The 12,501-nt window shown below is 72.5% G+C and carries 11 protein-coding genes and 1 tRNA gene; 6 read left to right on the plus strand and 6 right to left on the minus strand.

Features of this window, described 5'->3' with window-relative positions:
- Positions 1-1,234 precede the first annotated feature (1,234 nt).
- A complete protein-coding gene (locus P1P70_RS30020) occupies positions 1,235-1,366 on the plus strand; it encodes a helix-turn-helix domain-containing protein (RefSeq protein ID WP_319243286.1) in 132 nt (43 codons plus the stop codon).
- Between the two features lie 125 nt (positions 1,367-1,491).
- Positions 1,492-2,343: a class II glutamine amidotransferase gene (locus P1P70_RS30025; RefSeq protein ID WP_319243262.1), complete on the plus strand. Its 852-nt coding sequence runs from the start codon at positions 1,492-1,494 to the stop codon at positions 2,341-2,343.
- Between the two features lie 80 nt (positions 2,344-2,423).
- Here the strand turns inward: P1P70_RS30025 and P1P70_RS30030 are convergent, their stop codons facing one another.
- The 3 genes from P1P70_RS30030 to P1P70_RS30040 all read right to left on the minus strand — a co-directional run bounded on the left by P1P70_RS30030 (position 2,424) and on the right by P1P70_RS30040 (position 5,418).
- Entirely contained in the window at positions 2,424-3,533 is a 1,110-nt protein-coding gene (locus P1P70_RS30030; RefSeq protein WP_319243265.1) for a hypothetical protein, read from the minus strand.
- 2 nt (positions 3,534-3,535) lie between these two features.
- The gene (locus tag P1P70_RS30035) at positions 3,536-4,648 is read right to left on the minus strand and encodes a hypothetical protein (protein WP_319243267.1); all 1,113 of its coding nucleotides are present in this window, start codon (positions 4,646-4,648) and stop codon (positions 3,536-3,538) included.
- Positions 4,649-4,755: 107 nt separating this feature from the next.
- Positions 4,756-5,418 carry a class I SAM-dependent methyltransferase gene (locus P1P70_RS30040; RefSeq protein WP_319243269.1) on the minus strand — a complete coding sequence of 221 codons (663 nt, stop codon included), beginning with the start codon at positions 5,416-5,418 and terminating at the stop codon, positions 4,756-4,758.
- 242 nt (positions 5,419-5,660) lie between these two features.
- On the opposite strand from P1P70_RS30040, the gene P1P70_RS30045 reads away from it, so the two are divergent.
- From P1P70_RS30045 to P1P70_RS30055, 3 genes are all read left to right on the plus strand, one after another.
- A complete protein-coding gene (locus P1P70_RS30045) occupies positions 5,661-6,932 on the plus strand; it encodes a GNAT family N-acetyltransferase (protein ID WP_319243272.1) in 1,272 nt (423 codons plus the stop codon).
- Positions 6,933-7,158: 226 nt separating this feature from the next.
- A complete protein-coding gene (locus P1P70_RS30050; RefSeq protein ID WP_319243275.1) occupies positions 7,159-8,025 on the plus strand; it encodes an oxygenase MpaB family protein in 867 nt (288 codons plus the stop codon).
- 7 nt (positions 8,026-8,032) lie between these two features.
- Positions 8,033-8,914, plus strand: coding sequence for a YhjD/YihY/BrkB family envelope integrity protein (locus tag P1P70_RS30055; protein WP_319243278.1), 882 nt, complete (start codon positions 8,033-8,035; stop codon positions 8,912-8,914).
- Here P1P70_RS30055 and P1P70_RS30060 read toward each other — a convergent pair.
- The 3 genes from P1P70_RS30060 to P1P70_RS30070 form a co-directional block, all read right to left on the minus strand.
- Positions 8,908-9,849: an arabinan endo-1,5-alpha-L-arabinosidase gene (locus P1P70_RS30060; protein ID WP_319243280.1), complete on the minus strand. Its 942-nt coding sequence runs from the start codon at positions 9,847-9,849 to the stop codon at positions 8,908-8,910. The genes P1P70_RS30055 and P1P70_RS30060 overlap by 7 nt on opposite strands.
- A 306-nt stretch (positions 9,850-10,155) precedes the next feature.
- A complete protein-coding gene (locus P1P70_RS30065) occupies positions 10,156-11,514 on the minus strand; it encodes a DUF5685 family protein (RefSeq protein WP_319243282.1) in 1,359 nt (452 codons plus the stop codon).
- Positions 11,515-11,773: 259 nt separating this feature from the next.
- Positions 11,774-11,847, minus strand: a tRNA-Pro gene (locus P1P70_RS30070).
- 99 nt (positions 11,848-11,946) lie between these two features.
- On the opposite strand from P1P70_RS30070, the gene P1P70_RS30075 reads away from it, so the two are divergent.
- A complete protein-coding gene (locus tag P1P70_RS30075) occupies positions 11,947-12,486 on the plus strand; it encodes a DUF309 domain-containing protein (protein WP_319243284.1) in 540 nt (179 codons plus the stop codon).
- Positions 12,487-12,501 lie beyond the last annotated feature (15 nt).

Consider the following 12,501-nt stretch of genomic DNA (forward strand, 5'->3'; position numbering starts at 1 on the left):
CTTCTGTCTCGTGTACTTATTTCCCCTGGTGTTAGGTTTGTTAGTCCTCCCGGCAAAAGGCTAGCCCGTGCTCGCAGGCCTTCGGCAACTTGTCCCGCAGCACGTCCCGGGCCCGGTCGGTACCGATCAGATCGGGGTAACTCACCCGGACCACGTCGATGCCCTCGGCGGCCACCCGCTCCTGGTGCTGCCTTACGGCCGCAACCGGCTGGTGAGCGAGGCCGCGGGGCGGCTGTTGTCACCGGAAGGGCTGGAGTCCCTGGAGCGAGGTGTGGTCGCGCTGCTGCGGGAGGTGGAGGGCCGGGCGGCACCGGCCCCCACGGGGGTGCGGGCACGGGTGGTCGACACGGCGGACCCGGCACCTCCCTCCGTGGGTGAACCGGCGCAGGGCGAAGCTCTGCTCGGTAGCGGCACGGCCTCGGACGCGTACCGGGTCCGGCTCCCGGAGGACGTCCGGTGTGCCGCGACGGTCACCCCGGTCCCGCACCGGGGGGCGGTCATCGGCGCGGTGGTCGTACTGGAGCCGCTCCCCGCCGACGCCGTCGCGCCGGTCGGGCGGCGCGGGCGGGGCGGGCGGGGCGACCGGGGTGTCGTGGCGCTGGCCGGGCAGTCGGTGCCGTGGCGACACGCGGTCGGTCGCGCCACGGAACTGGCCCGCTCACGGGAGCCACTGCTGCTGGTGGGCGAACGGGGCACCGGAAAGACGGCGCTGGCCCACGAACTCGCCCCCGAGCTGCTGGTCGCCGACGCGGCGGAGGGCGAACTCGGTTCCGTGGTCGAGGCGTTGAAGCAGGGGCACGCGCTCCTCATCCGCCATGTGGAGCGCCTCGCGCAGCCCGACACCGCGACCCTCAACTCACTGCTCGAAACACACCCGGGCAGCCCCCTGCTGGCCACCTACACCCCCGGAGCTCCCCCGGGCCCCTGTCTCCAGCGGCTCCTGGACACCCTGGGCGCCCGCTCGGTCAGTCTGCCCGCCTTGCGTGAACGCCCGGAGGACATCAGGGAGTTGCTGACGGCCCTGGCTCCGAAGCCGGCGCCCGGGCAGCCCCCGCTCACCTGGACACTGGACGCCCTGCGCGCCCTGGAACGGCATCCGTGGCCCGGCAACGTCACCGAACTCGTGCACGTCGTCCGGGCGTTGGCCGAACAGCGGCGCGCGTCGGGGCCCGTCCGCCGGGCCGAACTGCCGGACCACGTCCGCGAGGGCCCGGCGGCCCGGCGCCTCAGCCCCATGGAGCACGCCGAACGCTCCGCCATCCTGGAGGCCCTGCGCCGCAACGGCGGCAACAAGGCCCGCACGGCGGCGGCCCTGGGCATCGCCCGCGCCACGCTCTACCGGAAACTGCGGGGCTATCGGAACTGACCGCTCGCGGACCGCCCCGCGTACGTCGGCCCGAGGACATCGCCGTGTGGCGATCAACGGACGGCGGCACGACCATGGGAATGCTGGTTGCCCGTTCGGCCCGCTCTGCGGGAGGTGGTTGGTCGATGTGCCGGTGGCTCGCCTACTCGGGAACGCCCATTCTGCTCGACACCATTCTCTACAGGCCGGCGCACTCCCTCATCGACCAGAGTCTGCACTCACGGCTGGGCGTAGAGACCACCAACGGTGACGGGTTCGGCGTCGGCTGGTACTCGCCGGGTCTGGAGACCCCGGCCGTCTTCCGCGACATCGGTCCGGCATGGAGCAACCGCAACCTGCGGGAGATCGCCGACCACGTCCGCTCCCCGCTGTTCTTCGCCCACATCCGGGCCTCGACCGGTACGGCGGTGCAGCAGACCAACAGCCATCCGTTCCGGCACGGCCGCTGGATGTGGATGCACAACGGTGCGATCGCCGACTTCCATCTGGTCCGGCGGGATCTCTCCCTGGCCGTCGACCCGGAGCTCTTCGCCGGTATCGAGGGGTCCACCGACTCCGAGCTGATGTTCCACCTGGCGCTGACCTACGGCCTGGAGGAGGACCCTCCGGGTGCCGTCGCGCGGATGGCGGGTCTGGTGGAACAGGTCGGCCACGAGCACGGGGTCGATCACCCGCTGCAGATGACGGTGGCCGTCACGGACGGCCAGTCGCTGTGGGCCTTCCGCTACTCCAGCCAGAAGACGTCACGCTCGCTGTTCTACAGCACCCGCGTGGAGACGCTGCGCTCGCTCCACCCCGATCTGACCTTCCTGCGGGAGGTCTCCGACGAGACCCGCCTCATCGTCTCCGAGCCCCTGGGCGATCTGCCCGGCGCCTGGAACGAGGTCCCCGAGAGCAGCTACGGCGTGGTCCGGCCCGGCGCGGACCTGCTGCGTTCCTTCGTCCCGCAGCCCGTGGCGGGCCGAGCTCGGGTGTGATCGACGAGTCTCGGTTTCGGCTCTCGTCCCCCTGGCCCTCCTCTCTCCTCCCGACTCCCTCCGCCGTCAGCCCTCCGCCGTCAGCCGAAGCGCAGGACGCGTGGCGCGAAGGTGCCCTCGGGTCCCGCGGCCCGGCCGACCGACCACAGCGAATCGCTGCCCGGCACCGGCGCCAGTCGCAGCACCGAGGACTCCCCCTCCCCCGCCACCGCCGGTTCGTCGTACCCGGTGAAGGCCTGACCGTTCCAGGCGAGGAAGTCCGGGCCGGAGACGAACGGCGGATTGCTTCCCGGCGGGCCCCATTTCTGCGAACGGGAGACCGCGACCCAGCCCAGCGCGCCGGACGTGGTGGGCGTGAGTGAGGTGATCCCGCCGAAGTCGGTGGGCACGGTCACCCTGTTCCACGACTGCCCGTCGAAGCGGACCAGCAGTGGCGGAATCGGCCGGCCCACGGGGCCGCCGACGAACCCGGCCGTGCCGCCCGCCCACACCTCCGTCGGCGAGACCGCCAGCACACTGCCGACAGCCGAGCGCGGGAACCCGTCCACGATCGTCTGCTGCCACGTCCGCCCGTCCCAGTGCGACACGGCCGCGCCCGAGCCGGTGGCGCCCGCGGCCCAGACGTCGTCGGCCGCCAGGATGTGCAGGCCGTACACCGTTCCCGGCGGTACCGGCACCTCCTGCCAGTCGCGCCCGTCCCGGCGCAGCAGTACCTGGGCGCCGTCCCGGGAACCGATCAGCCAGGTCTCGCCGCCGCCGGCGACGGCCTTGGCCAGGACGACACCGCTCGGGGGTCGGCTCTCGCGCCAGACGGTGCCGTCGTGGCGGAGCAGCCGGGCGCCGCCCGCGGAGTCGCGGCCCACCACCCAGGTCTCTGTCGACGAGGTCGCGGCGATCGAGAGCAGCTCTCCCTGCCACCCGACTCCGGGCAGCGTGTGGCGCTGCCACGCGGTTCCGTCCCAGCGCAGGACCAGTGGGAAGCCCGGCGCCTCGCGTCCGACGGCGTCGGCGCCGACCGCCCAGGCCTCGTCCGGCCCGAGCGCCACGGCCTCGTTCAGCCCGGCCTGCGGGCGCACCTGCGGCGGGACCGGAACGTGTCGCCAGGACAGGGTGCCCGCGGCGGCCCCGGTCATCAGGGCCAGGAAGGTCATGGTGACGGCGAGGGCCGTGACGAGAAGTCGGCGTGCCATGGTCAGCCTCCCAGCCGCTCGCTCATCAGGTTCGGTTTGGAGCCGTAGATCTCGACGGTCCCGAAGGCCAGCAGCGAGGGCCCGGCCTTCGCCAGGGCCCGCGGTCTGACGTCGATCGCGTTCGTGCGCTCGGGGCCGTAGGAGTAGGTGGTGCGCCGGCCTTCCACCCGCGCGTACTTCGACTGGAACGCGCGGTCGCTGCGCACGGGCAGCCACAGCGCCCCGTCCGGGCCGCGCACCATGCCCCCGGTGTGGGTGTCGCCCAGCGGTGGGTGGGTGGTGCGCCAGGTGTGTCCGTCGAACGTCATCAGGTAGGTGGCGGCCACACCGTCGGTGTACCGGGTGCCGCCGATCGTGACCCGCCCCGACGGGTCGGGCAGGATCGTGTGCACGTTGCTGTCCGGCGGCAGCGGCACGTTCGCGTCCCGCCACGCCGTGCCGTCCCAGCGCAGGACGGTGGTGCCGGTGGTCGTGTCCGCCCAGGCCCAGGCGTCGTCGGCCCTCCGCGCGGTGATCCCCATCAGGTAGAGCACACCGTCCGGGGTGGGCTGGGCGGTCCAGCCGGCACCGTCGTACCGCAGCACCTTCAGCCCTGAGTCGTCCTCACCGACCACCCACGCCGCGCCGGGTACGGCGGTGAAGTCCTGGTGGACCCGCAGATTCTGCGGCAGCGGTACGGCGCTCCACGCGCCCGCCGCCGACCGGCGCAGGATCTCCCCCGCCCCGTCGCGTACGTGGAGGATCCACAGGTCGTCGTCGACGAACCGCACCTGGCCCAGCCGGCCCGATGCGTCGGCGCCGGGGAAGGTGGTGTCCCGGCTCCATGCCGTGCCGTCCCACCGGTGCAACGTGGGGCGCGGTCCGTCGGCGGAGTGTTCCGAGCCGGTCGCCCATGCCTCGCGCGCGCCCCGGGCGGCGAGATCGGCCACGGTCACCGGTGGGGCCGCCGCCGGCACCGCCAAGGCCGACCAGGTCGGCTTGGCGGCCGTGGGCGCGCTGGTGTCACCGGTCGAGGTCGGCGTCTCGGCCGCGCCGGGTGAGGCCACGGCGGCCGGGGACGTCACCGCGGCGCACGTGAGCACAAGACAGACGATGACCGCACGGAGACCGTTCACGAGACCCCCCAGGACGCGACGGTCGCACAAACTACTGGGGTTCGCCCCACCGTGCACAGACTGCATCCGGCCGAACACAGGCCCCTCTCCGGAGGCCCACCGTTCGGTCAGGCAGGTGGTGTCGGGGCCTTGCGGGCGAGCAGGTGGACCTCCTGGAACTGCCGCCGGTCGGTGGGCTCCGGCTCGCGCACCAGCCGGGCCGTCTCGGCCAGGCCGGATTCGCGCAGCGGCGCGGCGAGATGGTCGGGCGACCACCGGTAGGCCGGCGCGACGGCGTGGTCGAAGACCAGCGTCGGCCGGCCCGGGCCGTCGGTCGCCCAGAAGCCGATCAGGAGGTGCCCGCCGGGTGCCAGCACCCGGTGGAACTCGTCCAGGATGACGGGGAGTTCCCGGGGCGGAGTGTGGATGACGGACCACCGGGCGAGTACGCCGTCGAGCTCGCCGTCGCGGATGTCCAACGCGGTCATCGAGCCCACCTCGAAGCGCAGCCCCGGATGAGCCTGCCGAGCCAACTCGATCATCGTGGGAGAGGCGTCGATCCCGAACGCCGCCAGCCCCAACTCGCCCAGGTGGACGGTGACATGGCCGGGCCCGCACCCCAGGTCCGCGACCCGGCCGTCCCCCGTCGTGCGGACCGTGTCGGCGAAGGCACGCAACATCGCGCGGTCCAGGGGGAGATCGCGCAGTGAGTCACGGAACAGCTGGGCGTAGGTGACGGCGGCCGCGTCGTAGGCCTCGCGGGTGGCACGGAGAGCATCGTGTTCGACCATGCGCGTGACAGTAGCTCCTGCCCCTGAGAGGTCTGACCGTGTCCACGCGTTCAACTCCACCGCCAGTCACGCCGGGCCGTGGACCGGGCCGTGCGCGCTGTGACCGGCCGCGGGCGGTCGGGACCCGTGGGAGGCGCCCGCGCCGAGCGCTAATTCGTTTGACCAGGCCACGGGGCCGAGGCTGCACTGGGGCCGGACACCACCGGTAGTGGTGCCGGTATCCCGAGGAGGCAGCGGCAGCGATGGAGATACGTCCCACGACCGACAAGGATCTCGACGTCTTCGTCGACACGGTCCATGCCGCGTTCGGCCGCTTCCCGGAAACCCCGGTCGAGGGCGGCGGGCTCTGGTGGTCGGCGCTCGAAACGGACCGCTGCCTGCTCGCCCTGACGGCGGACGGGCGGCCGGTCGGCACTGCCGCCACACACTCCTTCGAGCTCACCCTGCCCGGTGGAACCGTGGTCCCCGCCCCCGGGGTCACCGCCGTCGGTGTCCTGCCCTCGCACCGGCGCCAGGGCGTGCTCAGCGCCATGATGAGGCATCAGCTCACCGAGTTGCGCGCCGGCGGAGATCTCCTCTCCGTGCTGCTGGCTTCCGAGGCCCCGATCTACGGCAGGTTCGGCTACGGACCGGCGACCTACACGCAACGGGTGACGGTGCAGCGCCACCGGGCCGCGCTCACTCTCCCCCGGGCGCACGGCAGAGCCGGCGTACCAGCGAGCGGCCCGGACAGAGCCGGTGTACCAGCGAGCGGCCCGGACGGCAGCCCGGACAGCAGCCCGGTCGAGGTGTTGCGTCGTTCCGAGTGCGGCGAGATCCTGGAAGAGGTCTATGACCGGTACCGCCGCACCCAGCCCGGCGCTCTGTCCCGGCCGCACCGCTGGTGGGCCCTGCGAGCCGGGCAGCCCCCTATCTCTCCGGCGCCGCGCCATGTGGCCGTCCACCGGAACGCCGACGGTGTCCCGAACGGGTACGCCAGCTACTCGGTCGACGCCGGCACCTTGACGGTCGACGAGACCATCGCCGCCGACGACGCGGTCTTCACGGCCCTGACCCGGTACGTCCTCGGCCACGACCTGGTCTCACGGATCGTGATCAACCACGTCCCGCCCCAGCACCCGCTGCGCTGGCAGCTCACGGACTTCCGCGCCGGCGAGGTGAGCGGCGACATGGACTGGCTCTGGGTGCGGCTGCTGGACGTCCCGCGGGCGCTGACCGCGCGCGGCTGGTTCGCGGACGGCGAACTCGTCCTCGACGTCGACGACCCGTTCCTCGGCGAGCACGACCGCTACCTGTTGACCGTCCGGGACGGCAAGGCCGACTGCGCCCCGACGGACCGGGCGCCCGACCTGTCCCTGGACGTGCGCGATCTGGGCTCGGTCTACCTCGGCGGCACGGCCCCGAGCACGCTCGTACGTGCCGGGCACGTCCAGGCGCACCGTCCGGGTGCGGCCGCCCTCGCCGACACCCTGTTCCGCGCCGACCGCTCCCCGCACTGCCTGCACTGGTTCTGACCCCGTACCCGCCGACCGAGCGGATCGCCCGACCCGGTCGTGCTGCCGGTCGTGCCGGCGGACCTGACCAGCGGGGTACGTCGCCGACGTAGGCATTCGTGCCCCCTTTGCCCCAGCAGCCGCCTCCCCCGCCCGACACTCGCCCACATGTCGACAGAACACGCTGTTATGCCCTGTTTCAGGAGGGTATGTCGGACACTGGGCAGGAGGAGAGGGGAGGCCGAGCGTGCTGACCGTAGTCCGTGACCAACTGAGCCAGGCCCTGTTCCGCCGTGTCGCCGGGCCCGACGGACCGGCGGTACGGGCCCGCATACACGACACCCCCGGACCGCGCTGGTTCGGGCCCGACCGCCCGATCCGCACGGTGCACGGTGACGCCTCGATGTTCATCGGCGGGTTGAGCGCACTGCTGCTGCAGTCCCTCCACCCGCTCGCCATGGCGGCGGTGGCCGGACACTCCGGCTACCGCGGCGACCCGTGGGGCCGGCTGCAGCGCACCAGCACTTTCCTGGCCATGACCACCTACGGCACCGCCGTGGACGCCCAGCGTGCGGTCGATCGCGTCCGCGGCATCCACGAGCGGATCCGGGGGACGACGGGCGAGGGGGTGTCCTATCACGCGGCCGATCCTCATCTGCTCGGCTGGGTGCACGCCGCCGAGACGGACAGCTTCCTGCGCGCCCACGAACGCTACGGAGCCCGCCCACTGGGCGCCGACGGCTACGACGCCTATGTCGCCGACACCGCTCGCGTCGCGGAGGCGCTGGGGGTGACCGACCCGCCGCGTGACCGCCGCGAACTGTCCGAGCGCGTGTCCGCCTACCGGCCTGAGCTGCGGGCCACGCCCGAGGCCAGGGCCGCCGCCCGCTTCCTGCTGTTCCAGCCTCCCCTGCCCCTCGCGGTACGGCCCTTCTACGGCGCCCTGGCCGTGAACGCCGTCGCGCTGCTGCCGCCCTGGGCCCGCGGCATGCTGTGGCTGCCCCGCGTGCCGGTCGTCGAGAACCTCGCCGTACGCCCCACCGGCCAGGCCGTGACGCGGACCATCCGCTGGGCCATGGCCCCGTCCCGCCCCTCCGGGAGCGCCGGGAAGTGATGCACACGTGACGGACCCCTCCGGCTCCGGCGCCGCGCGGGAACCGCAGCCGCACCACCATCGACCGCAGGGGCGGCCGCACCACCATCGACTGCGCGCACGGTGGCACGCCTCGGCCGTCGGACGGCTCTGGCAGCACGGGCAGGAACTGGAACTGCTGCACCGGGCCATGGGGTTCTCCGCGTTCGGCCTCGTGACGCTGGTCCCCCTGCTGATCGTCGTGGCGGCGGCGCTCCCCTTCCAGGATCGGGGCTTCGCCCTGTGGGTGATCGACGCGATGAGCCTGTCCGGGCGTCCGGCCGACGCGGTGATCGAGCTGTTCGCCACGCCTCGCAGGGTGCTGAGCGCGACGAGCGTCCTCAGTGGGCTGCTCGTCGCGCTGTTCGGCGTCAGCTTCGCCGCGAGTGTGCAGAACGGCTACGAGAGGATCTGGGAGGTGCCCGCCGGCCCCTGGCACCATGTGTGGCGCCGCGTCGTGTGGCTCGCCGCGCTCACGGGATACCTGTTGGCCGAGACACGGAGCGGGGCGGTACTGCGGGACGGGCTGGCACAGTCGGCCGTGCGGATCGTGCTCGTCTCGCTGCTCGGGGTGCTGTTCTTCTGGTGGGGCCAGCACTTCCTGCTGGGCGAACGGGTGCCGTGGGGCGCCCTGCTCCCGGGCGCGGTGGCCACGATGGCGGGCCTGGGTGGCCTGCGCTGGTTCTCGGACCAGGTGTTCTCACCACTGATCGTGAGCAACGCGATCACCTACGGGGCGGTCGGCACCGTTCTGATCATCCAGTCCTGGCTCATCGGCGTCGGCTTCGTGGTGTTCGGCGGCCCGCTGCTGGGCCGCCATGTGCACGAGATGCGCCGTCGGCACGGTCGACACGACAGTCTCGTTCAGTAGGCGACCGGCCAACCGCTGCTCCAGTTCAGGAGGTTGATGCCGAGTCTGGGCCTGCCGTCGTCGTTGCCGTCGTAGTAGTGGTAGACGATCAGGTCACCGTCGGTGTCCTGCAGAATCGACTGTCCTCCGGGGCCGATGTACCGGCCGTGCGACTCCAGCACGGGCGTCCCACCGTTGTCCATCAGCGCGACGCCGTTCTTGTCGCGGTACGGCCCGGTGACACTGGTGGCACGGCCGACCTTGACCTTGTAGGTGGAGCCGGTGCCGGCGCAGCAGGTGTCGTAGGAGGCGAAGAGGTAGTAGAAGCCACCCCGTTCGACGACGAAGGGTGCTTCGACGGCCTTGGTCCCGGTGGGGCGGGAGGCGAGGGAGTACCGGGTGGTGTTGCCGGAGAGCTGTTTCCCGGTGGAAGGGTCGATCTGGATCATCTTCAGCCCCGTCCACCAGCTCCCGAAGGACAGCCACCAGGTGCCGTTGTCGTCGACGAAGAGGTTGGGGTCGATGGCGTTGTGGTCGCTGGAGGCGGTGGAGGAGTGGACGATCCCCCGGTCGGTCCAGGATCCGGGGAGACCCGTCGTCGAACTGGCCAGCCCGATGGCCGACGTGTTCGACCCGAAGGTCGAAACGGAGTAGTACATCAAGTACTTGCCGCCGTGGTACGAGAGGTCCGGTGCCCACGCCTCGGTCGTCCCGTACGACGACCACCAGCTCGGTCTGCTGGAGAAGGCGTCGCCGCCGGCGCCGAACGCGACGCGGTCGGTCGAGGTCCGGTACGACAGCCCGCCCCCGGTGGCGTAGAGCAGGTAACGGCCGGTGGAGGTGCGGACCATCGTCGGGTCGTGGACGACGGTCGAACCGGTGACGGTGCCGGGGTTCGGGTAGGCGGAGGCGGTGCTGGGCGTCAGGGCCAGCAACACCGCGGCCGGGATGGTCATGAGCGCGGCCCTGCGGGGTGCGTGGGACAAGGGGGAGACGCGGGGTGCGCGGGGTGCGTAAGGTTCGCGAGATGTTCGAAGCGCGCGTGGCGGGCGGGGCGCGCGGGGAGTTCGGCTCATGCGGACGCTCCTTGAGTGGGGGCGCCGTTCGGCACTTCGAACGGCCGTCGCGTCGTCGGCCTGGACCGTAGAATCGAACCCCTTGCGCGTCAATGGTCCGCGCGGACACCCGAAACTCTTCGTGAACAGCGGCCCCCGAGCCCGGCTCCCTCCATGCCCCAGGGGCTCGCCCCGGTCGTCAGCGGTTCAGTCGCAGCAGTCGCAGCAGCACTTGCACGGATTGCAGCAGCCACCGCCACCACCGCCGCCGCAGCCGTCACCCGAACCACCACCGGAACCGCCGGACCCGCCAGACCCACCGGAGGATCCGCCAGAGTTGCCGCTGCCCGAACCTCCGAACCGGCCGTCACCCCCGGAGCCGTTCTGGCCCGAGCCGCCGCCGCGGTTCCCCTCGCCGAACTGCCAGGGCTCCCCCTCATCCGGGCCACCGTCCTCGTCGCAGGTGCAGCAGCTGGAGCACAGCCCGCACCGGCCGCACAACTGGCGCCAGCGGCCACAGCGCCGGCACTCCCCCTCCCGTGGCCGACCCGACGCCATCGCGGCGCTCTCCGGGGCCGCGCCCGCGAGCGCCCCGACGCCGCAGGTCGTGTCCGTGGCGGTCTCCGAGGACGGCTCCGTCGTCTTTCGGCGTCCCAGCCAGGGCAGCATGCGCGGGCCCCCTCCCTGGTGGCGGCGCTGGTGGTGGCGGTGCCGGGGGTCGAAGACACGGTCGACGGCGCGCTGCAACTCCTCGCCCAGAAGCGCCTGGGCCAACCGGCCGTCGACGAACTCGGCGTCGGACAGGGCGAGTCGGATCCCGTGGACGGCGTCGTCGCAGAGCCGACGCACCTCGGCGCGGTCCGCGCCGGTCACGGCGATCGGGTTCCACGCGCCGGACGCCTCGTCGGCGTCGAGGTCCTCCACCGCGTCCAGCAGGTGTGCCAGGCGGCCGAACAGGCGGCCGGCCTCCGACAGCGGTCCGGCGTTGCCCGGACGGCCGGCGAGCACCGCGGTGTGGGCGAAGGCCGCGGCGGTCGCCGTCTCCGTGGGCTCCGTGACCGTCAGCAGCGAACCGCCGGGGCCGGTCGACCGCTCGATCTCCGACTGGCGTTCGACCGCGCCGAGCAGTACCGCGGTGTCGAAGCCGAGCCGTTCGCCGCCCGCGGCGCCCGCCCGGTCCCAGCCCTGGGCGATGCGGCGTGCCGCCAGTGTCACCGGGCGGCGCCCCAACAGGCCGTCGCCGTCGGCCACATGGTCACGTATCTTCGCCGCCGCGAGCACCAACGACACCGTCGCCGCCAGCCGCGCGCCCTCGCCCTGCGCCACGTCCGCCGACCGCATCCCGCGCAGCGGGCACGGACCGGCGTCGCGCCGCCAGTCGCCGGTGCGCTCCGACTGCGCCTCGGTCAGCACCGAGACGATCAGACCGTCGTAGTTGGTGGCCACCCGCGCGAACTGCCCGTACTCTCCGCGCAGCGCCAGGCACAGCCCACACAGATGCGCCATCCACTCGGTGCGCATGCCCTCGCCCAGGCGATGACGGCATGGCCTGATGATTCCGAACACCGAAATTCTCCCCCGTAGACACCGCTACCCGGACACCGCCGGACGGACCGGACGTCATCCCGCATGTGACGTGACGTGCGGCCGACATCCTAGAGGGTCGATTCGCAAGGGTGTCCAGAGACGAGAGCCAGGGTTCTCAAGATCATCGTCTGACGAACGGCCTGGTGGAGACGGTTGCCGGGGGAAGGTGGCCCAAGAATGATCAAGGGGCTGTTCCGGAGTTATCCGAAACAGCCCCTTGATCTCCGACTCTCTCAAGTCGGGACGACAGGATTTGAACCTGCGACCCCTTGACCCCCAGTCAAGTGCGCTACCAAGCTGCGCCACGTCCCGGTGCGCTTTCCGCGGGGAACCGCGTGATCGCGCACTGAGAACTTTACCGTACGTCGGCCCCTCCCCCGCAGCCGGTGAGGGGCGGGGGACAATCGAGGCATGAGCGGGACAGCGGAGGACGGGACGGGGCCGGAGCGGGACCGGGACGAGGAGGGGCGGGCGCGGAGCGCGCGGCCCCGGGACGGGCTGGGGCGCCCGTTGCCGTACGGGGCGCCGGGTGTGGAGCGGCAGCCCGAAGGGGTCGTGCGGGACCCCCAGGAGACGGTCGTCGAGGCGCAGGCGCTGCTGGACGCGGGGAAGCCCTTCCATGCGCACGAGGTCTTCGAGGACGCGTGGAAGTCCGGGCCCGACGAGGAGCGCGCGCTGTGGCGTGGCCTCGCCCAGCTCGCGGTGGGGCTCACGCACTCGGCGCGTGGGAACGCCAAGGGCGGGGCACGGCTGTTGCGGCGCGGCGCCGGTGCCGTGGAGGAGTGGGGCGCAGGGAGCGGACGGCCGCACCCGTACGGCATCGATCTGGCCGGGGTGGGAGCGTGGGCCCGGCGGCTGGCCGACGTCGTGGAGCAGGAGGCGGCCGCGGTCGACGCGGGGGCGTGGGCGCCGCAATTGCGGGGCGACCAGAGCGCCGCAGCGATGAGATGAGGGGTGGGGGTGGCT

The organism is Streptomyces sp. MB09-02B, from assembly GCF_033794485.1.
GTDB lineage: Bacteria > Actinomycetota > Actinomycetes > Streptomycetales > Streptomycetaceae > Streptomyces.

Bases quoted from the DNA above. Each gene is read 5' to 3' on its own strand.
- P1P70_RS30075 (WP_319243284.1), top strand. From the start codon at position 11,947: ATGAGCGGGACAGCGGAGGACGGGACGGGGCCGGAGCGGGACCGGGAC.
- P1P70_RS30045 (WP_319243272.1), top strand. From the start codon at position 5,661: ATGGAGATACGTCCCACGACCGACAAGGATCTCGACGTCTTCGTCGAC.
- P1P70_RS30025 (WP_319243262.1), top strand. From the start codon at position 1,492: ATGTGCCGGTGGCTCGCCTACTCGGGAACGCCCATTCTGCTCGACACC.
- P1P70_RS30020 (WP_319243286.1), top strand. From the start codon at position 1,235: ATGGAGCACGCCGAACGCTCCGCCATCCTGGAGGCCCTGCGCCGCAAC.
- P1P70_RS30040 (WP_319243269.1), bottom strand. From the start codon at position 5,418: ATGGTCGAACACGATGCTCTCCGTGCCACCCGCGAGGCCTACGACGCG.
- P1P70_RS30060 (WP_319243280.1), bottom strand. From the start codon at position 9,849: ATGACCATCCCGGCCGCGGTGTTGCTGGCCCTGACGCCCAGCACCGCC.
- P1P70_RS30030 (WP_319243265.1), bottom strand. From the start codon at position 3,533: ATGGCACGCCGACTTCTCGTCACGGCCCTCGCCGTCACCATGACCTTC.